The following is a 20957-nucleotide window of genomic DNA, read 5'->3' as shown; positions in this document are numbered from 1 at the left end:
GGCTACTTCAGACGCCGAGCCGCCGCAAAGCCACGCCTGCCCTCAGGTCGCGGCCGTAGCGTGTTCGCCATGAGCACTCAGATCGGAAAAGCCCAGACCTTCGCGCAGCTGCACACAGCTCCCCAGATCCTCCGCGTCGTGAACGTGTGGGACGTCGTCTCGGCGAAGGCGATCGCCGCTCTCCCCGAGACGAAGGCGATCGCGACCGCCGGTCACTCCATCGCGGCGACCTTCGGCTACGAGGACGGCGAGAACATCCCGCTCGACGTCATGCTCGACATGGTGCGCCGCATCGCCGAGGCGGTCGACCTGCCGGTCACCGCCGACCTCGACGCGGGTTTCGGCGACGCCGGTGAGACGACCCGCAAGGCCATCGCGGCGGGCATCGTCGGGGCGAACATCGAAGACCGGTTGAAGCCGCTCGCCGAGTCGGTCGCCGCCGTCGAAGCCGCGATCGCCGCGGGTGAGGCAGAGGGCGTGCCGTTCGTGCTGAACGCGCGCACCGACGCTTTCGTGCGCGGCGGCGATCGCCCCGCATCCGAGTCGGTCGCCGACGCCATCGAGCGGGGTCGCGCCTTCCTCGCGGCGGGCGCGACGTCGGTCTTCGTGCCCGGTGTTCTCGACGCCGACATCACGCGTCAGCTCGTCGAAGGCATCGGCGACCGCCGTGTCAGCGTCATCGGTCTGCCCGGGGCATTGACCGCCGCGGAATACGAGTCGCTCGGGGTGGCGCGCATCTCGTACGGACCGACGACGCAGCGCGTCGCGCTCACCGCGCTGCAGGACGTCGCGAAAGAGCTCTACGCAGACGGAGTCATTCCGGCGAGCACCCGCGCTCTCAACTGAGGCGTCAGTCGAGGGGCTCCTCGTCGATGCCGCGCACGGCGAGGAGTTCTTCGGCACCCAATGTCAGGTCGATGACTTCGCGCAGCAGTCCGCCGGCACTGGTCGTCCGCAGCAGTGCCAACTGATCGAGAGGCCCGAGCGGAGCGATGGCGGCGATCTGCCATGCGCGCGCCAGCGGGTCATCGGCGAGTTCGATTCCGGGCTCCCACCGCGTCGTGCCGTATTCGCCGGCCCGCGACAGGACGCGACGGACGATGCTCTCGGCCTCGGCAGACAAGGGGGCGAGGGCATCGTTCCACTCGAGTTCGGGCAGCATCCGCACCCGAGCCCGCGGGTAGGGCGCGTCGTCCAGCCACTCGACGACCTCGAAGCGGCCGCCGCCTCGCGCGAGAACGGAGATCTGCCCCTCCTGCGGAAGCACCCGTTCCAGACGCGCCACCGTTCCGAGGGCGAACCGGCGGTCGCCGCCGCCCGTTTCGCTCCCTCGCTCGATCAGCACGACGCCGAACTCGGCGGGCTGCTCGTCCAGCAGCATCCCGAGCATCTTCAGGTATCGCTCTTCGAAGATGCGGGCGGCCAGCGGGGTGCGGGGAAACAGCACCATGCCCAGCGGGAACATCGCGAGAATACGTTCGGTCATGTGTGCGTCGTTTCTCCGAGGGCTTCGTGGATGCGGTGGAGGTCGACCAGCAGCGAACCGACGAGTATCCAATAGCCCGCCGACGGGGCGCCCACTTCGAGCGGGCGAGTCAGTGCAGGGGGTTCGAGGGCGGCGGATGCTGCCGTATCGGGCTCGTGCGTCCGTGCGGCGGCGGACGAGCGATGGCGGACGATCGTGAGGTGCACGTCGTGGGCGGCGCGACGGAGTTGGTCGGCGATCGCACGCACGGTCGGTTCGTCGGCGATGGAGGGGTCGTAGCGGTCGTACGCCGCACGGGTCATGCCGATGACCTGGGTCATGATCGGGGTGAACACCTCGAGCAGGCTCTCGAGGCGCGCGAGGTCGGCCCGATGGCGCCGCCCGCGGGGGTTGAGCGCAAGGGAATCGGTGGCATCGGACAACGCGGCTTCCGCGGTGTCTCGCATCGGGCGCATGAGCCGCGCCTGCAGGAGGAGTTCTTCGAGCGAGGCGGGGGTCTGCGGCGACTCGAGGGCGTCGGCGAGACGGCCGAGCGCGGCGGTGAGTTCATCGCCGAGCGCTTCGATCCGTTCCTGCGCCGGTGCCACCACCACCGGAGGAACGAGCAGCACGTTGACGATGAGTCCGATGAGTGCGCCGATCAGCGTTTCGATGACGCGGTCGACGGCGTAAAGGGGAGTGGCGGTGCCCAGCGCGAGCACGAGGATCGCACTGATGGCGACCTGGTTCGCGGCGCCGGGCGTCAGCTTCAGCGCCCACGCCACCAGCAGGGCGACGGCCGCCGTGACGAGGATCACCCACGTCGACGAACCGAGTGCGATGCCCAGGGCCGAAGCGACGATGACGCCGGCGATCACCCCGACGCTGCGCTCCAGTGCCCGGGTCAGTGACTGGTTCAGGCTCGGTTGCACGACCAGCAGAGCCGCGATCGCCGCGAACACAGGCGGCGGGCCCGGCACGAGCGCACCGGCGACGAGCCACGCCGCGATGGTGGCGATCGCCGACTTCGCGACCTGCAAGAAGGGGGTACGGCGCGCGGAACGGAAGGAAGCGGTCACACGCATGCTTCGAGAGTAGGCCCGCAGCATCCGCTCGCCCCTCTTCTGCGTTATGCCGGCACGACTCAGGAGTCGGCGGAGCCCTTGAGCTTGCGCAGGGCCGATCCCTTGTGCGCCGCGCGGTTGCCGCTCTTCTCCGACTCGACGATGTACGCCGGCTCGTCGGATGACGCGGTGAACTTCTGTCCGGCGAGGGTGAAGTCGCTCGTTTTCTGCTCGACGACGGTGCCGCGCGTGCGACCCTGCGGGGTGTTCCAGCTCACCCGATCGCCGGAGGAGAGGTCTTTCGTCATGGCGCGTCCCTTGTTCGATTCCCTCGATCGTGGCGGGCCCGCGGCCGGATCGCACGGGATTGACAGGCCGCCCTGCCGAGCCCATCGGCGCGTAGCGTGGGTGCGTCATGACCGTCGATCACGCCGCAATCCTGCAAACGCTTCTCCGCGAGGCCGAGACGCGGCTCGTGCACCTCGACGACGACGAGCGCAGTCTGCTGCGCGACCGTTCGGACGCCACCGCCGATGACGAGCACGATCCCGAAGGATCCACGCTCTCGGGGGAGTGGACGCGGGTCGATGCTCTTCGCCGTGGGGCCGAGCTCGATCGGACCGATGCCGCCGCCGCACTGGAGCGTCTCGCCGAAGGCTCTTACGGTATCTGCGTCGTGTGCGGCGCGCCGATCGCGGCGGGGCGGCTCGAGGCGCGTCCGACAGCGGCGACGTGCATCGCCTGCGCCCGGTGACACCGGAAAACCGGCGGGTGCGGAGACGGTGAGGTTGACGATAGCTTGATCTCGTTCAGACCTGCGTGGCCACGTTGCGAGAGAAGAGGACCGCCGGATGTCTCCGTCTGTGAGGGTTCGCCCCAGGGTATGGATCGGTCTCGCGATCTACGTCGGCTACGTGATCGTCGTCTTCGCCGTCCAGGGCCTTTCCGGTGTGCGATACAACGAACTCGGAGAGAGCGGCAGCACCCTCTTCTTCGGCGCCGGTCTGTCGCTGATCGTCGCGGCTGTGCTGTTGGCGATCACGACCACGCTGCTCGGGTGGTGGCGGCCCGCCCTGTTCGACCACCGCCGAAGCGTGCGCTGGCCGATCATCGCACCCCTCCTGATGGTCGTCGCGGTCGTCCTCAACCTCGTCTCGGTGGACTGGGCCTCGTACGACGGGGCGTTCTTCGCCGCATCCCTCGTGATCATCCTCGTCGGCTTCACCGAAGAGCTCACCACTCGCGGGCTCCTCCTCACTGCACTGCGAAGCCGACTCAGCGAGGTGTGGGTGTGGCTGCTCACCACCGCCCTGTTCGCCGGGATGCACCTGCTGAACGCCGCCAATGGGCAAGACCTCGGGCCGACCATCCAGCAGGTGGTCTTCGCGTTCCTGGGGGGAACGGTCTTCTACATCTTCCGTCGTGTCACCGGCACGCTCATCTGGCCGATGCTGCTTCACGGCCTGTGGGACTTCTCGACCTTCGCCATCGGGCGCGGCACCCCCGCCCCGACGTTCGTCATCGGACCCGTCGTCGAAATCGTCGCGGGCATCCTCGCGCTCATCGCCGTGGCATTCGTCATCCGCGGGGCCGACGAGCGGATCGACGGGAGAACCCAGCCCGCTTCCGCGTGATCCCCGCGCCGGCACCCACCGCGGTATTCGCCGCCGCGTAGGCTTCGACGGTGGAAACTGTGCCGGTCGTCCTGCTCTTCGTCAATGCCGCCTTCAACGTGATCGTGTGGCCGCGGTTCTACACCCGTGTGGCGAAGGACCCTCGCGCACGAGATGCCGCCGGTAAGGCGACGACGTTCCTCATCGTGCACGCGGTACTCATCGCCCTCGCCCTCGCGCTGGCCCTCGCGTCGATCATCGCGGGCATCGTCGCGATCACCGTCTGAGTCACGGCCGGCGCCTCACGCCGTCATGCGCTGGGTGCCGAGCACGCAGAGGAGCGCGAGTTTCTCGGCGTCTTCGGTGCCCGGCCGAGCCGTGAAGACGAGCAGTCGTTGACCGGCTTCGGTGTCGAGGAGCGTCTGGCATTCCAGGGTCAGGTCCCCGACGCCGTCGTGGTGGAACCGCTTGGACATCGGATGCTTGTCGCTGACCTCGTGCGACGCCCACGCCGCGACGAACTCGGGGCTGATGCGCAAGAGCTCGGCGACGATCGCGCCCACCATCGAATCGCTGCCGAGACGCGCGTAGGCGTTGCGAAGCTCGGCGGTGAAGATCCGCCCGCGCAGTTCGTGGTCGGCTTCGGGGTAGATCGCGCGTGAGGCAGGATCGGTGAACCAGCGATAGGTGGTCGAGCGGGCCATGCCCTCGAGACCCGACAGGTCGCCGAGCAGGGCCTTCGCGGGTTCGGTCTGCAGGAGCACCTCACCCCGTTCACTGATCACCTGTGCGGGGGTGTCGCCCAGCCTGTCGATGATGCGGAGGATGCCGGGCGCGATGTGGTCGCTCACACCGATCCGATCGGGTGGGGCCTGTCCCGCGATCCGGTACAGGTGATCCCGCTCGTCCAGGTCGAGACGCAGCGCCCGGGCGAGCGCGCGCAGCATCTGCGTCGACGGCTGCGGGCCCCGCTGCTGCTCGAGGCGGTTCAGATAGTCGGTCGACATCCCCGCGAGCTGAGCGACTTCTTCGCGCCGTAAGCCGGGTGTGCGGCGACGCGGCCCGCGTGAGAGCCCGACATCCTCGGGCTGCAGCGCCTCGCGTCGCGTGCGAAGGAACTCAGCGAGTTGCATGCGGTCCATGCCCCCATTGTCTGCTCTCTCGACGCGAGACAGCCAGGGACCGCCGCTCCCTCGATGAGCGCGCCCTGGCTGCCCGTCAGCCGTCGGCCGAGAGTGGAGCACATGACCAATTCACGCATCACCCTCATCACCGGCGGCTCCCGCGGACTCGGCAGGGCTGCGGCTCTCGCCCTCGCCGACGCCGGCGACGACGTCGTCGTCACCTTCCACACCAACGGCGGCGCCGCCGCATCCGTCGTCGCCGAGATCGAGGCACGGGGTCGGCGCGCCGTCGCGCTGCCGCTGGACACGACAGACCCCGACACGTTCCCCGCGTTCGCCGACGCCCTGCGCGGCGCCCTGGCGGAGACCTGGCAGCGCGACGACTTCGACGTGCTGCTCAACAACGCCGGCTACGCCGGGAACACGCCGTTCGGCAAGATCGACCGTACCGAGATCGACCGGCTCGTGGCCGTGCACTTCACGGGGGTCGTGCTCCTCACGCAGGAACTCGAGCCGCTGATCGTCGACGGCGGACGGATCCTCAACATCTCGACCGGACTCAGCCGGTTCGCCACCGCGTCGGCGTTCTCCGTTTACGCGGCGATGAAGACGGCGATCGAGACGTGGACGCTCTACCTCGCGAAGGATCTCGGCGCACGTGGCATCGCGGTGAACGTTCTCGCACCCGGCGCGACCGCCACTGATTTCGCCGGCGGAAGCATCCGCGACAGCGAGCAGTACCGCGCGATGATCCTGCCGACGGTCGCCATGGGTCGGATCGGACAGCCCGACGACATCGGTGCGGCGATCGCCGCGGTGCTCGATCCGCGTATGGGCTGGGTCACGGCTCAGCGCATCGAGGCCTCGGGCGGCCAACGGCTCTGACGCGAAACGACGAACCGCCGGCCCCTGGGGACCGGCGGTTCGTCGTGCGGGCGGTGACTCGATCAGTCGTCGGTGACGGTGACCTTCACGTCGATGTTGCCGCGGGTCGCGTTCGAGTACGGGCACACCTTGTGCGCGGCGTCGGCGAGAGCCTGAGCCTGGTCGTGCGGCACGTTCGGGATGACGACCTCGAGTTCGACGGCGAGCTGGAAACCGCCGTCGCCGTTCGGACCGATGTGCACGCGTGCACCGACGGTCTCGTCTTCGAGCGTGATCTTCTGCGAGCGGGCGACGCCCTGGAGCGCACTGTGGAAGCACGCCGCGTAGCCGGCGGCGAAGAGCGCCTCGGGGTTGGGGGCGCCGCCCGCGCCGCCCATCTCTTTCGGGATGCTCAGGTCGAGATCGAGGGTGCCGTCTTTCGTCGCGACGTGTCCGTTGCGTCCTGCGCCGGTCGACAAAGCTTCTGCGGTGTAGATGACGTCCATGGGGATGTCCTTTCGGTTCAGGAGGCGGATGCCTCGGAGGAGGCCTGCACGGTGCGGGTGAGGCTGTGCAGGGAGTCGAGGAGCCCGCGCGCGGTATCGAGCCCGATGCCCATGCAGGTGGCGATCTCGGCCGAGACGCCGCTCATGCGGGCGCGGAGGTCGGTGCCGAGCTCAGTCAGTTCGACCTCGACGACACGTTCGTCGTCGGAGCGTCGGGCGCGCGTGACGATACCCGCCCGCTCGAGGCGACGCAGCAGCGGCGACAGCGTGCCCGAGTCGAGGTCGAGAGCCTGGCCGAGCTGACCGACCGTGCGAGTGCCGTCGGTCCAGAGCGTCACCAGCACGAGGTACTGCGGATAGGTCAGGCCCCAGGGCTCGAGCACCCGGCGGTAGGCCTGGGTGGTGGCACGGCTCGCCGAATAGAGGGCGAAGCACACCATCTCGTCGGTCGCGGGCATGCAATAAGCATTGCACGCGATCTAGTTGTGCACAACCTAAACCGCTCCAGCATCCGCTGCAGAACCCCGCGGTGGTGTGAACAAACCGATGAAGTGGGCACCGAACCTGAGGAGATCCCCGATTTCGAGGGGGGAGTCGCCGCGTGCCCGCCTCGAGGCGCGGGATGTCCTCAGCTTTCGTCGAGCTGCCGCTCCCAGTCCGCGGGCAGGCGATCGGCGGGGCCGGGGACAGTCTGGCTGCGGGGATGACTGCGCGGCGGCGCCAGAGCCGGCCCGTCGAGGTACTCCTCGGTGGTGTAGTCCCAGAACCACTCCTCGCCGGGTTCGTAACTCTGCATCACCGGGTGCGCCGTGGAGTGGAAGTGCGCGGTGGCGTGCTTGTTGAGCGATGCGTCGCAGCATCCGACATGCCCGCACCGGGCACACCGGCGCAGGTGCACCCACCAGCTACCGGTGGCATCGCACTCGACGCAGCCCGGCCCACTCGGGGGGACGTCGGTGCGGAGGGAATCTGTCGACGCGTTCATGAGGCTGCCTTCCGGGTGCGCATGACGAGGCCGGCGCTCACCGTGGCGATGAGCACCAGCGCGGAGAAGACGAGCAGCACAGTGGTCTGCTCGACGAATGTCAGGAAGAGACCCACCGCGAGCACCGGCAGGGCGAGTCCGCAGTACGCGATGAGAAAGATCAGTGCCAGCGTTTCACCGCGGCGGCTCGGGTCGGCGAGCGATGACGCGGTCGCGATCGACGACTTGAACAGCAGCCCGACGCCGACGCCGGCGACGATGCCGCCGATCAGGAAGACGGCGAGCTGGGGGAGTACCGCCCCGGACGCGACCCCGATCAGCCCGACGGCGCAGCAGCCCACCGCGATGCCGAGCTGCGTCCGCAGCGGCACGCGTGCGAACACGAGTTGGCCGGCGGCCGCGGCGGCGAACACCGAGAACGCGGTGGCGCCCGCGGCGAGGTGGTCCGGCTGCTCGAACGTGCCGACGAGGAAGGTCGGCGCGAGCGAGGTGAACAACCCGAACACCGAGAACCCCGCGAAGGCGCCGAACCCCGCCGCGATGAACGCACGACGGGCCGACGGCGGAGCGGCCAGCCGCTGAGGTCGGTACACCGGTCGCTGCTCGGGCACGCGGACGGTCTCGGGCACGGCGGTGAGCACGACCGCCGCGATGAGCAGGGCGACGAGGAAGACGACATGGGGGAGCACGAGCGGGGCGGGGAGGAACTCGGCGAAGAGGCCGCCGATCAGGGGGCCGAGCGCCAGGCCTCCGAGGTTGGCGGCTCCCGCGACGGATGCTGCCACGATCGCGTTCTCGTCGGGTCGCGCCTTGGCGCGCAACTCTCCGAGGTGGGCCGTGGCGGTGGCCGTGAGGATTCCGATGCTCGCGCCGTTGACCAGCCGCGCGACGATGAGGCCCGGTACCGAGCTCCACGCGAGGAAGAGCACGGCGGACAGCGCCGAGACCAGCACGGCGATCACCAGCATCCGTCGTCGTCCTGCCCAGTCGCTCACGTGTCCGACGAAGAACAGGCTGAAGACGACCCCCACCGCGTAGGCGGCGAAGACGACGGTCACCACCGAGACCGGGAAGCCGTCTTGCTGTTGGTAGAGGGGGTACAGCGGAGTGGGGACCGTGGAGTAGGCCATGACGAGGACGAAGCTCACCGCGACGACCCAGAATCCTGTGGCGTGCGAGATGCGCGATTTCTTCTCGGCCATGCTGTTCCCCTTCTTCCTCTCCGACCGTAGAGCCTCGGTGCCGTTCCTGGGTGCGACGGTTGTCGAGGGCCCCGCCGATCCTGATGTTCGACCGCCCGACCCCGGCTATTCACCCGTCGGCCGTCGTGAAGCGAGAAGGTGTAGTCGTGGTGCGTGGAGATCGACAAGACCGACTCGGCCGGCTGCTGCGCGGCCTCGGCATGGACACCGCGGTGGCGCCGCCGCTGCCGCGAAGCCCCGGGCTGGACCAGCCCGTCGCGGGGTGGGTGCGCGAGCTGTACACGCAGCTCGGTGGGGTGCTGCAGACGCCGTTGCTCAAACCCGTCGGCTGGGATCTCTCGCTGCGAGGAAGCAGCGGCCGCCTGGTCGTCGAACTCGACGAGGAGCAGCATTTCACCCGCTACCGTCTGACCACGCTCGCGGCGCCCTGGGCCGAAGGCCTGCCGTGGACCGACGACTACCGTCGCTTCTGCCTCACTCGTGAAGATGCGGCACTACTCACGCATTCGTCGGGCGGCTTCTGGGAGAGCATCGGCTCGGCGACGCAGTTCGGTGCCGCCGCGCCGCACGGCGACCTCTCGGGTCCCGGCTCCCCGAGCTGGAAGCAACGCGCCTTGTACGACGCGATGCGCGACGCGGTCGCGGCGTCCGGCGGGGTGCGGCTCGCGCGGCTGTCGGTCCACGACGATCTCGGCGGCGTGACACTCAACGACGTGCTCGAAGACGCCGCCGAATTCGACGACGATGCGTTGCGCGATCTGCTCGACCGCCGTACCTCCGGAACGCGCGTGGCGGCTCCCGGCGCGGTGCTCGCGGAGACTCTGCCACGCTGAGCGAAACCCCGAGTCGCAAACCGCCACGGGGGTTGCTCCGAAGAGAGAGCGACGAGCGGGAGGTACGGATGCGTCGCATCATCGCTGCGATCGTGGGTGCCCTCGGCCTCGCCCTGACCGGATGCTCCGGGGCGTCGGTGGCGCCGCCGCCCGACGACGGTCGACCGCTCGTGGCCTTCTACGGCGACTCGTACACCCTCGGGACCGGCGCGAGTTCGCCCGAGGCGCGCTGGTCGACGCGGATCGCCCAGGACCACGGGTGGCGCGAGTTCAATCCCAGCGTCAACGGGCTCGGATTCGTGAACAACCGCGATGCACGGGGCGTCGACCTGCCCGGCGACATCATCGCGGCAGAACCCGACATCGTCATCGTCACGATGGGCCTCAACGACGTCTTCAGCTTCGAGGCGCGTGGCACGGCGATCCGCGATCGTATCGCCGACGACTTCGAAAGGCTCGCCACCGCACTTCCCGAGGCCCGGTTCATCGTCGTCGAGCCCTTCTGGTACACCGCCGAGCGACCGGAAGGGCTGGAAACCATCATCGGATGGGTCTCGGATGCTGCGGCAGACATCGACGCCGAGTACATCCCCGGTGCGTCGTCATGGATACAGGGCCGCCAGGGTGAGATGGCCGACGACGGCCTTCACCCGAACGACTCCGGGTACGACGAGATCTATCGGAACATGAAGACAGCCCTCGCTGAGCGAGGGCTGTGATTCACGACCGGCAGGGGGATCAGCCGGAGGGGTTCTCGGTGGGTGTTCCGTCTTCGTCGGTCGTGTCGACGTCGTCGGGGGCGCCGCCCGTCGCGGCGTCGGTGTCGATGTCGGTGCTGTCGCGCTGTTCTTTGTCGCTCATGGTGTGCCCTTCGTCAGTCGTTCAGAGCTTTGCGGGCCGTATTCTCGGCTTTTCGTGCAGCCTTCTCGGCCGACTTCCTGGCCTTCTTGAGGTGCTTCGCCGCCCGACGGCGGATCTTCTTGACCTCGGGATCGTTCCAGACGGCGACCGCGGCGGCGGCCAGCGCGCCGTACTTCGCGATCACGGCCCGGACCCCGAGGAGGACGCCGGCAGCGGCGCCGGCGACGAGGAGCAATTTCGCGAATCGGTTCATGAGGGTCCTCCAGGTGCTTCTTCGTACGTACGTGTTCCATCACACCCGTCGCACGCCCCCGGGGGCACACCCTTGCGCCCGAGCGCCGCGTGTGTCAGGTGCGCGCGGCCGGTGCGCGGGCGAAGAAGACGGCCGCCACCAGCGCACCGAGTCCGCCCAAGACCATGTCGCCGATGGTGTCGCTGTACGTGACGAAGATCTCGTCGGTGACGAATGTCTCGCCGAGCCACTCGACCACCTCCCAGAGGGCGCTGAGCGCCAGACCGAAGGCGGTGACGAGCACCACCGCCGCGCGTCGAGTGAACGCGGGGGTGTGCGGCGGAGGCGTGACGCCGACGAAGGAGAGCAGGAGGTAGACGAGCACGGCGAGAACCCCGGTGCAGGCGAAATGGACGAGGAGATCCCATCCCGGCACACTCGTGTACAGGTCGAAGACGTTGCTCCACGCGGCTATCAGGATCGTGAGGCACGCGGCGATGTCGAACGACGGGCGGACGCCCACGAAACGCGGCACGAGCAAGGCCGGCAGCGTCAGCGCGACGATACCGGCGTCGGTCGGCGTCCACCACAGGGCGGCAGCGATGACGCTCAAGGCGCCGACGACGCGCACCGCGTCTGCGAAATACGCGCCGGGGGTTCGGGGTGCGCGCAGGAAGTTCTCGATCATCTCGTTGAGCTCTCATCGGACAGTCTCAGGACTGCCTGGACGGGTAGGTGGTCCGAAGGCCAGTTCCCTTCGACGGCCGACGCATTCACGCCGACCCGCTTCACGCGGACTCCGTTCGACACGGCGATCCAGTCGATGCGGCCCGACCCGGCGCGCGGGGGGCGATAGTTCGCGAAAGTGCCCCACTCGGGGGTCACCCGCGTGTCGGCGGCCGCCCACGCATCGCGGAGGCTGTCGCCCGCCAGCAAGGCGCGAACGGCGGGCGAGTCGGGGGCCGCATTCAGATCGCCGAGCACCAGGGTCGGGTGAGCCGCCGCGGCGGCGAGGTCGCGGACCATCTCGCTCGATCGCACCCGGGCCCGCGCCGAGAACGGGTCGAGGTGGGTGTTGAGCACGACGAAGCGGGTGGAGGTCGCCCGGTCGAAGAACGAGGCCGTCACCACGATGCGGGGGAAGGCCGACCCCCACGATCGCGACCCCGCCACGTCGGGGTGCTCCGACAGAGCGCTCTGTGTGGAGTCGACCAGTTCGAGGCGCTCCTCGTCGTAGAACAGCGGGCACGCCTCCCCGCCTCCGTCTCGGTCGCGCCCTCGTCCGACCGACCGATAGCGCTTGCCGAGCGAGGAGTGCACGAACTCGGCTTGGTCGGGCATCGCTTCCTGAACGCCGAGGACCGCCGGCGCCTCCGCGGTGAGCAGCGTCCGCAGCGGGTTGCGGCGGGCGTCCCACCGGTCGGCACGCCGCGGATCGAACACGACCCGCCGCCGGATGTTGTAGGTCATCACGTGCAGATCGGGGGGCTCGATGCGGCCGATCATCGGGGTCATCGGGCGAGTCGGGCGTCTGATCGGGCACGATCGCGTCGGAGGCGGTTCCACACGACCCGCCGCCATCGAAGCGGCGGGAAGTCGTGCGGCCAGTGCACGGTCACGGTTCGGAACCCCCGGCCGATCCGGGTCGCGAAACCCGAAGCGCTCGTGAAGGGCCGCATCGACATGCCCATGGCCGCCGTGGGGAGGAGGCGGATGCGGTGGTGTTCACCGAGGTGATAGGCGAGATCGAAGTCGTCGTGCAACGAAGCGTCGTGGCGGTGCACCGACGAGCGCACGTCGTTCCACGCGTCGCGGCGGAGCGCGACGTTCGATCCGAACAGGGGCAGGTGGCCGAGAGCGGGCGCGGTGGCCAGCGTGTACGCCAACAGGTAAGCCGCGGCGAGGGGGCGCCGCAGCATCCGCGGTCCGTCGACGAACCGGGCGCCACCGGTGAAAGCGGCCACGTCGGGATGCCGGGTGAAGGACGCGATCACCATCTCGACCCACGTGGGATCGGGCACGCAGTCTGCGTCGAGGCGCAGAATGACCGCTCCCGTGGCCGCGTCGTAGCCGAGCGCGCTCGCCGCGGGGATACCGGGGCGGACACATTCCACGACCCGCGCCCCGGCGCGTCGCGCGACCTCTGCGGATGCATCGGACGAGCCATTGTCGACCACGATCGTCTCGTTGGGGGTGCGCGTCTGGTTCGCGAGTGCTGCGAGGCATCGCGTGAGCGCAACGGCGTCGTTCTTCACGGGGATCACCACGGAAACGGTGAGGTAATCGGGCAACGACCCTCGGGGGCGGTGTCGTTGTTCGGTGGCGTTCGTCACGTCGTCTCCTCGGCGGGCAGAACTGCCACGCTAAGCGGCCGACGAGCCGGAGCGGTGGCCGTTGACAGCCACAGTGGTGCGAGGTACCCGGGAGACGGCGGCCGCCTTCTCGGGCGTGGCGCCGACGTCACGCCCGGGATGGGTGTGGACTGACCGCGTTATGACCGAAGACGACGAACGCTGGCTGGTCATCAACGGTCGTCGGTGGCGTCGCACCGATCCCGCCCTCCCTGAAGACGTCGCCGCCGCGCTGCGCTCGCACCTCGGAAGAGGTCGTTCGGGGGTGCGCACGGCAAAGCGGGCCGGCGACGACGAAGCTGTCGCCGCGGCTCGGCACCGTGTGGGCTTGGCCAAGCACGGTCTCGGGGAGCGCGGTCCGTACTGGTGGGACGACGCCGAGACCGAGCGGCTCGCCCGGGCCCGAGCCGCCCTGGACGAGCTCGGCGCCCTGGACGACTGAGGGCGCGGACACGGTTTCTCCGCCGGTGTCAACGGCGTGCGCTCTCGGCGGCGGGGGCGTTCGATAGGACTGTTCCATTCCCTACCGGAAGGCCCACACATGACCGCGTCGACCCCCGAGCTCGAGAAGCTCGCCAGCCTGCTGAAGGATTTTCGTTTCGCGATGCTGACGAGCCGCGCAGACGACGGCAAGCTGACGGCCCACCCGCTCACGGTGCAGGAAAGCGAGTTCGACGGTGACCTCTGGTTCATCATCGGTCGCAACGCCTCAGCCGTCGAGCACATCGCCCGTGACGCGAACGTCGGCGTCTCGTTCAGCTCGAACGATTCGTGGCTGTCGTTGGCGGGCACGGCCAGTGTCGTCGACGACATCGCCAAGCTCCGTGAGCTCTGGAACCCCGCTGTCGAGGCATGGTTCCCCGACGGCCCCGAAGACCCGAACGTCACCCTGCTCAAGGTCGACACGGTCAGCGGCGAGTACTGGGACACCCCCGGCGGCAAGGTCGCCACGATCGTGGCGCTCGTCAAGCACAAGCTCACGGGCGAGGCCTACGAAGGCGACAACGAGAAGTTCGACCTCTGACACGGCGTTCGAACGAGGGCACCGAGCGTGCGTACGCTGGCTCGGTGCCCTCCGTTCTGAACATCTCGGCCTACCTGTTCACCCCGATCGATGATCCCGCCGCGCTCCGACCGGTACTGGTTGAGCGGGCGCTGGCCGGAGGGCTCCGCGGCACGATCCTTCTCGCCGAGGAGGGGATCAATCTCTTCCTCGCCGGTGACGCGACGTCGCTTCGCGAATTCGTGGACGTGCTGCGTTCAGAACCTCGGTTCGCAGGCCTCGAGCCGAAAGAGAGCTGGTCGGACGACCAGCCCTTCCGCAAGATGCTCGTCAAGGTCAAGCGCGAGATCATCCGCATGGATCGCCCGACCGTCCGGCCCGCCGTCGGTCGCGCGCCGGCGGTCGCTCCCGAGACGTTGCGCGGGTGGCTCGACCGCGGTCATGACGACGAGGGACGTGAGGTGGTCCTCCTCGACACGCGCAATGCCTTCGAGGTGGACTACGGCACGTTCGACGGTGCGACGAACTGGGCGATAGAGCGGTTCACCCAATTTCCGGATGCTGCGGCCGCGCACCTCGCCGACCTCGAGGGCAAGACGGTCGTGAGTTTCTGCACGGGCGGTATCCGCTGCGAGAAGGCGGCGATCCACCTGCGTGAAGAGGGCGTCGAGGCGTACCAGCTCGACGGCGGCATCTTGGGGTACTTCGAGAAGGTGGGCCGGGCGCACTGGAGTGGAGAGTGCTTCGTGTTCGATGAGCGTGAAGCGCTGACGCCGGAACTCACCGCGAAGAAGGCGTGAGGGACTCGGCGTCAGTCGGTAGGCGGTCGACGCAGCTGCTTCGTGGTGGTGCGCCGCTGTTTCGCTTTCAGCCGACGCTCCTTCGAGCCTCGGCTGGGTTTCGTCGCCCGACGCGTCGGCGCCGGCGGACGCAAGGCGTCGCTCACCATCGCGGTCAACTGAGCCCGGGCCGCGTCTCTGTTGCGCAACTGTGCGCGGTGCTCGGACGCGGCGATCGTCAGCACGCCGTCGACCAGGCGACCGCTCAGCCGCTCGAGGAGCCTTTCCCGCTGGACAGGCGAGAGCACCGCGGACCCCGCCGCATCCCAGACGAGCTCCACGCGGGAGTCTGCGGTGTTGACCCCCTGCCCGCCCGGGCCGGACGAACGAGAGAACCGCCATGACAGCTCCGACTCGGGGATGACGACCCCCGCTGCGACCCGGAGACCGGGTCGATGCGGGGCAGCCATGCACCCATCATCCTCCCGGAACGCCCATCTTCACGCGCAGACGCTGGCGCGCAGATCGAGACCACCACAGTCCACTGCCGCACCGACCGAACTCGCGACGCGGGCCGAGCGCCGGTGCGCCCCGCCCCTCCGCCTTCGCACTAACTCAGGATGAATGGCCGCCTCCGTCGCAGGCGCCGCGGAAAGTCGGGGTACGGGCAGAGCCTGCGCCCATCCAGCCTGAGTTAGTGCGCGATGGGCCGAGTCGACCACCGTGGTTCGTATCGCCTGGTCGCGCAGCCCGCGGGCCTGCGAGGTCAGCCGTCGGCGGCGACGGCCGCCGGGCCCGTGGCCGCCTCCTCGATGATGTCGGCGACGGCCGCGGGCTGCGAGAGGAACGGCGAGTGGCTGGTGTCGAGGCGCCGCAGGGTGGAGCCGGCACGCGCCGCCAGGCCTTCTTGCGCCGGGACGGGAAAGATCGCGTCCTGTTCGGTGAGCACGAAAGTCGAAGGCTTCGTGCGCCAGGCGACCGCCGTCAGCGGCTCCTGGAACGCCAACACGCTCTGCGGCCGTAGCTTGGCGGCGGCCGTGGCGGCAGCATCCGGTTCGACGTCCGCGAAGAACAGCGAGATCGGCGGCTCTTCGGCGGTGCCGGCGGTCGCCAGCGGGCCGTCGACCACCCACCACGACGGCGCGACCCCGCCGACTGCGCCGAGGAGCGATTCACCCTCGTCGAGCACGAACGCCGCGATGTAGACGATGTGCCGCACGTTTTCGGCCGAGGCCGCCTGCGTCGTGGGCACCCCGCCGTAGGAGTGCGCGACGACCACGACCGGGCCGTCGATGGCGTCGATCGCCGCAGAGATCGCGTCGGCGTCGTCGGCCAGGTGCAGACCGATGGGATCGGCGGCGTGAACGGTCGGAAGGTCGACCCTCTCGACGGTCCAGCCGCGGTCTTCGAGGATGGCGGCGAGCGGGTCCCAGGCCCATGAGCCGTGCCAGGCGCCGTGCACCAGCAGTAAAGTCGGTTTCTCAGACATCGTCGTCTCCTCCGGGTGTGTACAGCTTCGCGCTGTGCTTCGCAGCAGGGTACGGCGATGACGAGGCCGGGCGCACTGGTGGGAGGCGAAGATTCATGGACGTGAGCGCACCCTCGTCGCCCCTGCTCGAGGCGACGACTCGTGACGTCGAGCCGCGCCGGCAGTTCGACCATTTCTGTGACGCGCTCTGCGACGTCTACCTCGGTATTCGCCCGGAGCGCGAGGTTTCTCCGGGCTTCGACGCCGACGTGCTCGCTTTCACCTGGGGTGACCTCGTGCTGTCGCGCATGCGTGCGCCCGGGCACGACGCGCTGCGTGACCGGCGCGGTATCTCGGCGCGGCCCGACGACGCCCTCTTCCTCAACTTCAGCAGCACCTCGCCGTCGATGGTCGAGCGCGGGGGAGAGGCGACAGCGGTACCCGCCGCAACGCCCGTACTCCTGGACAACTCCGAGCCGTTTCGTCTGCGGTTCGATGCATCTCGGAGGTTCCACCTGTATTCGCTCCGCGTGCCGCGTGACGCCGTCGGGCATGGTCTCGACGCGACGAGCGTCGCCGAGATCAACGAGCGGATGCGGCACACCCTCCTCGGCCGACAGATCACCCTGCAGACGCGGCTGATGACGGCCGAGTTCGATGGGGGCCGCACCGAGATCGCCGGAGCGATGGCGGTGGTCGTCGCGGCACTGTTCCGAACCCTCTGCGCCCCCGATCAGGAGAGCACCCCGGGCCGCTTCGCCCAGTATTCGGCGACGGCGGGCACCCACCTCGGCCAGCCGGCTTTCGGTGTTCGTGATCTCGCCGCCATCCACGGTGTGTCGACCAGGACGGTTCAGGCCGTCTTCGCCGCGGAGGGCGAGACCGTCACCGAATGGATGCTGCGCGCGCGTCTCGAGTGGGCGCGCGACCGACTCAGCGACCCGACGTGGGCGGGTCGGTCGATCGAGCAGATCGTGCACGCCTGCGGGTGGGGCGACGCATCCGGCTTCCATCGCGCCTTTCGAGCACGGTTCGGACGGACACCCGCGTCGTTTCGCCCGCCGAGCGCGGCGGCCCGCTGACATCGGCGTCGCGACGCCACGCGCGTGCCACCTGACGGGGGAGGATGAGGGGCATGAGCGAGACAGTGAAACCGGAATCCGAAGGACGCATCGTGCTCGTGCGGCACGGTGAGACGGAGTGGAGCCGCAACGGACGCCACACCGGGCTGACCGACATCCCGCTCACCGAGACGGGCGCCTATAAGGCCGAGTTGGCGGGGACCCTGCTCGCTTCGCGGCACTTCGGTCTGGTTCTCTCCAGCCCGCTGAAGCGCGCCGTCGAAACGGCGCGCCGCGCGGGTTTTCCCGACGCGCACGAAGATGCGCGCCTCGTGGAATGGGACTACGGCGCGTACGAGGGCCTGACGACCCCCGAGATCATCGACCACCTGGGTCGCCCGTGGACGGTATGGGACGGGGGAACCCCAGCGGGTGACACCCCGGGCGAGAGCGTCGAACAGGTCACGTCTCGTGCGGGGGCGCTGCTCGACAGCATCCGCCCCCGCGTTCTCGATGGTGAGGACGTGCTGCTGTTCTCGCACTCCCACTTCTTGCGCGCGCTCGCGGGCGTGTGGCTCGGCCTGACCGCGGCGGGCGGCCGATACTTCGTGCTCGGCACATCGGCGGTCTGCGAACTCGGGTACGAGCACGGCTCCGAGGTCATCGTGCAGTGGAACCACGTGCGCGGTCGGTGAGTGGCGGCGGACACCTCGCGCGGGGGCGAATCGCTGCTCAGCGATCCTTCGCGAGGTCCGTCGGTCGACGGAAAGGGATGTCTGCCGATGCCAGAGTGGCGACGAAGGCCCAGGTTCCTGCCAACGAGAATCCGCCGAGGGCCGCTGTGGCCGGGTCGAGAAGATGCGCCACGAGAAGCAGAGCGGCGATACCGGTGACGGCTGCGGCCGTACCGGCGATGAGGAGATTCTCGAGGGTGATGAGCGTGAGCAGAGAGGCTCGCGCGGTTCCTGAGAGGCGGTAGACGGCGAGCTCGCTGGTGCGCGTCCGGGTGATGACTGCCGTGATGAAACCGCCCGCGAGACCGAGCGCGAGTGGTGCGAAGCGGCTGATACGCGAGAGGTAATCGGCGATGGGGTCCAGCGGCGTAGTCAGCACCTCCTGACCGCTCACCGTGTTGCCTTCGATGTCGAGCTGAGCGATCAGGTCGGCTGTGACCTCGGGGGCCGAGACGTAGGGACCGAGCAGGATGACGCACCGTGCGGCGGAGGTGTCGTCGGGGAGGAGGGGGAATGTGAGCGTGAAAGCCGTGCCCGTCCCCTCCCGAGATGGCGGCGCGATCATGGCGTCGAAAGCCTGACCGCTCACGAAGGTTCGGAACGGCCCCTGCTGGGCGGCCAGCGTGTCGCCCACCAGAACATCGACCTCGCCCAGCTGAGGGAAAAGCGTCGTCGACGCACGACGGGCAGGCGCGTCCACCGCAAAGGGCACAGCATCGACGCGGCCCGAGTCGATGATCAGGCCGGCCTGCTCGACCCCGGGGACCTCGGCTATGGCCTCGCAGGAGGAGCGGGATATGCGCGCCGGGCGGTCGGGCGAAGCCTCGCCGACGATGACCACACCGCGGCCCTGAGTCGTGAGGTCGGCGATCTCGTCGGTGAAAGACCGCTGCTCGAGTACCAGGACGCCGACCGAGCTCGCGCCGAGGACTCCGGCCAAGGCGACGGCCGGCAGCAGGCGGGCGCTGCTTCCGAACACGTTGCGCAACGCCTCGCGAGTGAGGTCGGCGAACCGCCATGAATCAGGCAAGGGAAGCCGCTTCCGAACGCAGGTGAACGGCGGCATGAGAAGCGCCCACGAGAATCGGGTCGTGTGTCGCCACCACGATCGTCGCCCGCGATATGAGGCGGTTCAGGATCCCCGCGACCTCCTCGGTGTTCCGGGCGTCCAGGTTCGCAGAGGGCTCGTCGGCCAGAATCAGCCCCTTCCCCGAGGCGAGCGCTCGGGCGATTGCGACTCGCTGAAGCTCTCCCCCCGACAGCCTGCGGGCCTGTTCCTCGGAACGGTCGGCGAGCCCGACCTGGGTGAGTGCATCCTCTGCCACATCGGTGGCTTCGGCCATGGTCGAGCCGGCGGAGAGAGCTGCGATGAGCACGTTGTCCAATACGGATCGACGGGCCAATGCATTGGAGCCCTGGGGAACCCAGGCCACGAGGTCGGCATGCGGAGCGCGGGAGATGCCACGGTCTTGTACCTCGATGGCGCCCTGATCGAGTGCGACGTATCCGGCCATCGCGGCGAGGAGGGAAGACTTGCCGCTTCCGGACGGACCGACCAGCGCAGTGACCTGGCCGGCCTCGAAGCAGGCCGAGAAGTGACGGAAGACGGTAAACGACCCGAACGCGATGGCGGCGTCGGTGACCTTCACCCGCACGTACGCTCCTCACCCGTCAGGGTCGACACATCCCTCACCACCTGAGCGCCGACGGTGGTGTCGTCGACGATCACGGTACCGAGTTCGCTTCCTGCTGTAGCCGTGACCAGCGGCAGGGCGGTGAGATCCGCCTGCGCGCCGCCGTTGCCCACCGCGATGAGGCAGGTCTGCGATTGTGCGTCGACGAGCACCGCCGTGGAGGGCACCACCCCGGTCGTGTCCGGCGTACGCAGGACGAGTATTCCGCCGGTATAGGTGGACGGAGCGCCCTCCGCCGTCTCCACGCGCGCGGCACCGGTGCGGACAGCCTCGTCCAAAGCGCCAGTGATGGCGGCTGCTTCTTCTCCTCTCACCTCGACACCCGAGATGTCGACCGCGGACGAGCCGAGGCGAAGCGCCAGGTCGACCCCGCCATACGACGCCAAATTGCCCGAAGAAACCGGCGTGAGCACGACGGATTCGACCGGGGCGGCCGCCAACAGCACGGGGTCGCCCGCCGCCACCCGGTCGCCCAGGCCGACGACTGCCTCCACGATCTCCGTTGCGCCGCTCGGAACGTAGGAGACGTACCCGAGGCGGAAAACGCCGTCTTGCGCGACGCCGAGGCGTTGCTGAAGCGCGCGCACGGACGCCGCGATGGCGGGCCCGAAAAGGTCGCCCCCAGAAGCCGGATCCAACAGCCCGAGCCCCGCCAGATAATCGCTCAGGGCTGCAACATCCGCACCGCGGTCGTCCTGAGCCAGATCGCGGTACAGCACCGCACCGCGGTAGGCCAGCACGGGAGTGCCGTCGACGGCGAAGACCTGCTCACCCGGCTCCACCGTGCCCGACTCCCCGAGCCCGGTGATGACGCCGTCGACTCCCGTTCGTAGTTCGGGCTGCGGCCCCAGGGTCGCGACGACGTTCACGGCGATCGCCCGGTCGACTTCTCGGGAACCGACCGTGACCGTTGCGGGTTGTGGCGTCTCGACGCTTCTTGCGTCCAGCGCGGCGGTCAGAGGCACCGCAACGGCGACGGCGATGACGGGGACGGCCCACAGGCCGACGAGCGCGAGCACGCGACGCAGACCGGCGCCCCGGGGCGGACGCGGACGGCGCCTGTCTTGCCCGTCGATTCCATCTGTGGTCGTCACACAAGCCTCCTCGCTCGCGGGTAG

General features: G+C 69.0%; 30 protein-coding genes. 12 read left to right on the top strand and 18 right to left on the bottom strand.

Features of this window, described 5'->3' with window-relative positions; all coding sequences use genetic code 11:
* Positions 1–69: 69 nt before the first annotated feature.
* Entirely contained in the window at positions 70–846 is a 777-nt protein-coding gene (locus ACFXQA_RS11885) for an isocitrate lyase/PEP mutase family protein (RefSeq protein WP_394520045.1), read from the top strand.
* A gap of 4 nt (positions 847–850) precedes the next feature.
* Here the strand turns inward: ACFXQA_RS11885 and ACFXQA_RS11880 are convergent, their stop codons facing one another.
* Genes ACFXQA_RS11880 through ACFXQA_RS11870 form a run of 3 tightly spaced genes read right to left on the bottom strand, consistent with a single transcriptional unit; the run spans position 851 to position 2837 of the window.
* On the bottom strand, positions 851–1486 hold the full coding sequence (locus tag ACFXQA_RS11880) for an LON peptidase substrate-binding domain-containing protein (protein WP_394520044.1): 636 nt from the start codon (positions 1484–1486) through the stop codon (positions 851–853).
* Entirely contained in the window at positions 1483–2550 is a 1068-nt protein-coding gene (locus ACFXQA_RS11875; RefSeq protein WP_394520043.1) for an FUSC family protein, read from the bottom strand. Before ACFXQA_RS11875 ends, ACFXQA_RS11880 begins: the two co-directional genes overlap by 4 nt.
* Positions 2551–2609: 59 nt before the next feature.
* The gene (locus ACFXQA_RS11870; protein ID WP_394520042.1) at positions 2610–2837 is read right to left on the bottom strand and encodes a hypervirulence associated TUDOR domain-containing protein; all 228 of its coding nucleotides are present in this window, start codon (positions 2835–2837) and stop codon (positions 2610–2612) included.
* A gap of 107 nt (positions 2838–2944) precedes the next feature.
* On the opposite strand from ACFXQA_RS11870, the gene ACFXQA_RS11865 reads away from it, so the two are divergent.
* From ACFXQA_RS11865 to ACFXQA_RS11855, 3 genes are all read left to right on the top strand, one after another.
* The gene (locus tag ACFXQA_RS11865) at positions 2945–3283 is read left to right on the top strand and encodes a TraR/DksA family transcriptional regulator (RefSeq protein ID WP_394520041.1); all 339 of its coding nucleotides are present in this window, start codon (positions 2945–2947) and stop codon (positions 3281–3283) included.
* Positions 3284–3380: 97 nt separating this feature from the next.
* A complete protein-coding gene (locus tag ACFXQA_RS11860) occupies positions 3381–4163 on the top strand; it encodes a CPBP family intramembrane glutamic endopeptidase (RefSeq protein ID WP_394520040.1) in 783 nt (260 codons plus the stop codon).
* A gap of 50 nt (positions 4164–4213) precedes the next feature.
* Positions 4214–4429, top strand: a complete 216-nt coding sequence (locus ACFXQA_RS11855; protein WP_394520039.1) for an SCO4848 family membrane protein — start codon at positions 4214–4216, stop codon at positions 4427–4429.
* A 15-nt stretch (positions 4430–4444) separates the two neighbouring features.
* On the opposite strand, the gene ACFXQA_RS11850 is transcribed toward ACFXQA_RS11855, so the two are convergent.
* Positions 4445–5284: a helix-turn-helix transcriptional regulator gene (locus ACFXQA_RS11850; RefSeq protein WP_394520038.1), complete on the bottom strand. Its 840-nt coding sequence runs from the start codon at positions 5282–5284 to the stop codon at positions 4445–4447.
* Between the two features lie 102 nt (positions 5285–5386).
* Here ACFXQA_RS11850 and ACFXQA_RS11845 point away from each other — a divergent pair, with 102 nt between their 5' ends.
* Positions 5387–6151, top strand: a complete 765-nt coding sequence (locus ACFXQA_RS11845; RefSeq protein ID WP_394520037.1) for an SDR family NAD(P)-dependent oxidoreductase — start codon at positions 5387–5389, stop codon at positions 6149–6151.
* A 62-nt stretch (positions 6152–6213) separates the two neighbouring features.
* Here the strand turns inward: ACFXQA_RS11845 and ACFXQA_RS11840 are convergent, their stop codons facing one another.
* The 4 genes from ACFXQA_RS11840 to ACFXQA_RS11825 form a co-directional block, all read right to left on the bottom strand.
* On the bottom strand, positions 6214–6636 hold the full coding sequence (locus ACFXQA_RS11840; protein ID WP_394520036.1) for an organic hydroperoxide resistance protein: 423 nt from the start codon (positions 6634–6636) through the stop codon (positions 6214–6216).
* Between the two features lie 17 nt (positions 6637–6653).
* The gene (locus ACFXQA_RS11835) at positions 6654–7094 is read right to left on the bottom strand and encodes a MarR family winged helix-turn-helix transcriptional regulator (protein WP_394520035.1); all 441 of its coding nucleotides are present in this window, start codon (positions 7092–7094) and stop codon (positions 6654–6656) included.
* Between the two features lie 170 nt (positions 7095–7264).
* A complete protein-coding gene (locus ACFXQA_RS11830; RefSeq protein WP_394520034.1) occupies positions 7265–7621 on the bottom strand; it encodes a UBP-type zinc finger domain-containing protein in 357 nt (118 codons plus the stop codon).
* Positions 7618–8823: an MFS transporter gene (locus ACFXQA_RS11825; RefSeq protein ID WP_394520033.1), complete on the bottom strand. Its 1206-nt coding sequence runs from the start codon at positions 8821–8823 to the stop codon at positions 7618–7620. The genes ACFXQA_RS11830 and ACFXQA_RS11825 overlap by 4 nt, the downstream gene beginning before the upstream one ends.
* A gap of 146 nt (positions 8824–8969) precedes the next feature.
* Here ACFXQA_RS11825 and ACFXQA_RS11820 point away from each other — a divergent pair, with 146 nt between their 5' ends.
* Positions 8970–9656 (top strand): DUF7255 family protein, encoded by a 687-nt coding sequence (locus tag ACFXQA_RS11820; RefSeq protein WP_394520032.1) that lies wholly within the window; start codon positions 8970–8972, stop codon positions 9654–9656.
* Between the two features lie 68 nt (positions 9657–9724).
* The gene (locus tag ACFXQA_RS11815; RefSeq protein ID WP_394520031.1) at positions 9725–10375 is read left to right on the top strand and encodes an SGNH/GDSL hydrolase family protein; all 651 of its coding nucleotides are present in this window, start codon (positions 9725–9727) and stop codon (positions 10373–10375) included.
* Between the two features lie 19 nt (positions 10376–10394).
* Here the strand turns inward: ACFXQA_RS11815 and ACFXQA_RS11810 are convergent, their stop codons facing one another.
* From ACFXQA_RS11810 to ACFXQA_RS11790, 5 genes are all read right to left on the bottom strand, one after another.
* The gene (locus ACFXQA_RS11810) at positions 10395–10517 is read right to left on the bottom strand and encodes a hypothetical protein (protein ID WP_394520030.1); all 123 of its coding nucleotides are present in this window, start codon (positions 10515–10517) and stop codon (positions 10395–10397) included.
* Positions 10518–10530: 13 nt separating this feature from the next.
* Entirely contained in the window at positions 10531–10770 is a 240-nt protein-coding gene (locus ACFXQA_RS11805; protein WP_394520029.1) for a hypothetical protein, read from the bottom strand.
* A 94-nt stretch (positions 10771–10864) separates the two neighbouring features.
* Positions 10865–11437 (bottom strand): DUF2238 domain-containing protein, encoded by a 573-nt coding sequence (locus tag ACFXQA_RS11800; RefSeq protein ID WP_394520028.1) that lies wholly within the window; start codon positions 11435–11437, stop codon positions 10865–10867.
* Positions 11434–12264 carry an endonuclease/exonuclease/phosphatase family protein gene (locus ACFXQA_RS11795; protein ID WP_394520027.1) on the bottom strand — a complete coding sequence of 277 codons (831 nt, stop codon included), beginning with the start codon at positions 12262–12264 and terminating at the stop codon, positions 11434–11436. Before ACFXQA_RS11795 ends, ACFXQA_RS11800 begins: the two co-directional genes overlap by 4 nt.
* On the bottom strand, positions 12261–13082 hold the full coding sequence (locus tag ACFXQA_RS11790) for a glycosyltransferase family 2 protein (protein ID WP_394520026.1): 822 nt from the start codon (positions 13080–13082) through the stop codon (positions 12261–12263). The genes ACFXQA_RS11795 and ACFXQA_RS11790 overlap by 4 nt, the downstream gene beginning before the upstream one ends.
* A 160-nt stretch (positions 13083–13242) precedes the next feature.
* Here ACFXQA_RS11790 and ACFXQA_RS11785 point away from each other — a divergent pair, with 160 nt between their 5' ends.
* The 3 genes from ACFXQA_RS11785 to ACFXQA_RS11775 all read left to right on the top strand — a co-directional run bounded on the left by ACFXQA_RS11785 (position 13243) and on the right by ACFXQA_RS11775 (position 14903).
* Positions 13243–13542 (top strand): biopolymer transporter Tol, encoded by a 300-nt coding sequence (locus tag ACFXQA_RS11785; RefSeq protein WP_394520025.1) that lies wholly within the window; start codon positions 13243–13245, stop codon positions 13540–13542.
* A 99-nt stretch (positions 13543–13641) separates the two neighbouring features.
* On the top strand, positions 13642–14124 hold the full coding sequence (locus tag ACFXQA_RS11780; RefSeq protein WP_394520024.1) for a pyridoxamine 5'-phosphate oxidase family protein: 483 nt from the start codon (positions 13642–13644) through the stop codon (positions 14122–14124).
* Between the two features lie 44 nt (positions 14125–14168).
* On the top strand, positions 14169–14903 hold the full coding sequence (locus ACFXQA_RS11775) for a sulfurtransferase (protein WP_394520023.1): 735 nt from the start codon (positions 14169–14171) through the stop codon (positions 14901–14903).
* Between the two features lie 11 nt (positions 14904–14914).
* On the opposite strand, the gene arfB is transcribed toward ACFXQA_RS11775, so the two are convergent.
* Both arfB and ACFXQA_RS11765 read right to left on the bottom strand, forming a co-directional pair.
* Positions 14915–15352 carry an alternative ribosome rescue aminoacyl-tRNA hydrolase ArfB gene (arfB, locus tag ACFXQA_RS11770; protein WP_394520022.1) on the bottom strand — a complete coding sequence of 146 codons (438 nt, stop codon included), beginning with the start codon at positions 15350–15352 and terminating at the stop codon, positions 14915–14917.
* Positions 15353–15648: 296 nt separating this feature from the next.
* A complete protein-coding gene (locus tag ACFXQA_RS11765) occupies positions 15649–16371 on the bottom strand; it encodes an alpha/beta hydrolase (protein ID WP_394520021.1) in 723 nt (240 codons plus the stop codon).
* 101 nt (positions 16372–16472) lie between these two features.
* Between ACFXQA_RS11765 and ACFXQA_RS11760 the strand changes: the two genes are divergently transcribed.
* A complete protein-coding gene (locus ACFXQA_RS11760; protein WP_394520020.1) occupies positions 16473–17432 on the top strand; it encodes an AraC family transcriptional regulator in 960 nt (319 codons plus the stop codon).
* A 53-nt stretch (positions 17433–17485) separates the two neighbouring features.
* On the top strand, positions 17486–18106 hold the full coding sequence (locus tag ACFXQA_RS11755) for a histidine phosphatase family protein (protein WP_394520019.1): 621 nt from the start codon (positions 17486–17488) through the stop codon (positions 18104–18106).
* A 37-nt stretch (positions 18107–18143) separates the two neighbouring features.
* Here the strand turns inward: ACFXQA_RS11755 and ACFXQA_RS11750 are convergent, their stop codons facing one another.
* From ACFXQA_RS11750 to ACFXQA_RS11740, 3 genes are read right to left on the bottom strand one after another with little or no spacing between them, the layout of a single operon-like run.
* Positions 18144–19175 (bottom strand): hypothetical protein, encoded by a 1032-nt coding sequence (locus ACFXQA_RS11750; RefSeq protein ID WP_394520018.1) that lies wholly within the window; start codon positions 19173–19175, stop codon positions 18144–18146.
* Positions 19168–19800, bottom strand: coding sequence for an ATP-binding cassette domain-containing protein (locus ACFXQA_RS11745; protein ID WP_394520017.1), 633 nt, complete (start codon positions 19798–19800; stop codon positions 19168–19170). The genes ACFXQA_RS11750 and ACFXQA_RS11745 overlap by 8 nt, the downstream gene beginning before the upstream one ends.
* Positions 19791–20933, bottom strand: a complete 1143-nt coding sequence (locus tag ACFXQA_RS11740) for a peptidoglycan-binding domain-containing protein (RefSeq protein ID WP_394520016.1) — start codon at positions 20931–20933, stop codon at positions 19791–19793. The genes ACFXQA_RS11745 and ACFXQA_RS11740 overlap by 10 nt, the downstream gene beginning before the upstream one ends.
* Positions 20934–20957: the final 24 nt, after the last annotated feature.

This window comes from Microbacterium shimangi, assembly GCF_043556445.1.
In the GTDB taxonomy this organism is placed as follows: Bacteria; Actinomycetota; Actinomycetes; order Actinomycetales; family Microbacteriaceae; genus Microbacterium.
The sequence above is the reverse complement of the archived record's forward strand: the minus strand, read 5'-3'. Positions and strand labels throughout refer to the sequence as shown.

Excerpts from the sequence above, each read along its gene's own strand:
- ACFXQA_RS11885 (WP_394520045.1), top strand. The coding sequence starts at position 70 with ATGAGCACTCAGATCGGAAAAGCCCAGACCTTCGCGCAGCTGCACACA.
- ACFXQA_RS11880 (WP_394520044.1), bottom strand. The coding sequence starts at position 1,486 with ATGACCGAACGTATTCTCGCGATGTTCCCGCTGGGCATGGTGCTGTTT.
- ACFXQA_RS11875 (WP_394520043.1), bottom strand. The coding sequence starts at position 2,550 with ATGCGTGTGACCGCTTCCTTCCGTTCCGCGCGCCGTACCCCCTTCTTG.
- ACFXQA_RS11870 (WP_394520042.1), bottom strand. The coding sequence starts at position 2,837 with ATGACGAAAGACCTCTCCTCCGGCGATCGGGTGAGCTGGAACACCCCG.
- ACFXQA_RS11865 (WP_394520041.1), top strand. The coding sequence starts at position 2,945 with ATGACCGTCGATCACGCCGCAATCCTGCAAACGCTTCTCCGCGAGGCC.
- ACFXQA_RS11860 (WP_394520040.1), top strand. The coding sequence starts at position 3,381 with ATGTCTCCGTCTGTGAGGGTTCGCCCCAGGGTATGGATCGGTCTCGCG.
- ACFXQA_RS11850 (WP_394520038.1), bottom strand. The coding sequence starts at position 5,284 with ATGGACCGCATGCAACTCGCTGAGTTCCTTCGCACGCGACGCGAGGCG.
- ACFXQA_RS11845 (WP_394520037.1), top strand. The coding sequence starts at position 5,387 with ATGACCAATTCACGCATCACCCTCATCACCGGCGGCTCCCGCGGACTC.
- ACFXQA_RS11840 (WP_394520036.1), bottom strand. The coding sequence starts at position 6,636 with ATGGACGTCATCTACACCGCAGAAGCTTTGTCGACCGGCGCAGGACGC.
- ACFXQA_RS11835 (WP_394520035.1), bottom strand. The coding sequence starts at position 7,094 with ATGCCCGCGACCGACGAGATGGTGTGCTTCGCCCTCTATTCGGCGAGC.
- ACFXQA_RS11830 (WP_394520034.1), bottom strand. The coding sequence starts at position 7,621 with ATGAACGCGTCGACAGATTCCCTCCGCACCGACGTCCCCCCGAGTGGG.
- ACFXQA_RS11825 (WP_394520033.1), bottom strand. The coding sequence starts at position 8,823 with ATGGCCGAGAAGAAATCGCGCATCTCGCACGCCACAGGATTCTGGGTC.
- ACFXQA_RS11815 (WP_394520031.1), top strand. The coding sequence starts at position 9,725 with ATGCGTCGCATCATCGCTGCGATCGTGGGTGCCCTCGGCCTCGCCCTG.
- ACFXQA_RS11810 (WP_394520030.1), bottom strand. The coding sequence starts at position 10,517 with ATGAGCGACAAAGAACAGCGCGACAGCACCGACATCGACACCGACGCC.
- ACFXQA_RS11805 (WP_394520029.1), bottom strand. The coding sequence starts at position 10,770 with ATGAACCGATTCGCGAAATTGCTCCTCGTCGCCGGCGCCGCTGCCGGC.
- ACFXQA_RS11800 (WP_394520028.1), bottom strand. The coding sequence starts at position 11,437 with ATGATCGAGAACTTCCTGCGCGCACCCCGAACCCCCGGCGCGTATTTC.
- ACFXQA_RS11795 (WP_394520027.1), bottom strand. The coding sequence starts at position 12,264 with ATGACCCCGATGATCGGCCGCATCGAGCCCCCCGATCTGCACGTGATG.
- ACFXQA_RS11785 (WP_394520025.1), top strand. The coding sequence starts at position 13,243 with ATGACCGAAGACGACGAACGCTGGCTGGTCATCAACGGTCGTCGGTGG.
- ACFXQA_RS11780 (WP_394520024.1), top strand. The coding sequence starts at position 13,642 with ATGACCGCGTCGACCCCCGAGCTCGAGAAGCTCGCCAGCCTGCTGAAG.
- arfB (WP_394520022.1), bottom strand. The coding sequence starts at position 15,352 with ATGGCTGCCCCGCATCGACCCGGTCTCCGGGTCGCAGCGGGGGTCGTC.
- ACFXQA_RS11765 (WP_394520021.1), bottom strand. The coding sequence starts at position 16,371 with ATGTCTGAGAAACCGACTTTACTGCTGGTGCACGGCGCCTGGCACGGC.
- ACFXQA_RS11755 (WP_394520019.1), top strand. The coding sequence starts at position 17,486 with ATGAGCGAGACAGTGAAACCGGAATCCGAAGGACGCATCGTGCTCGTG.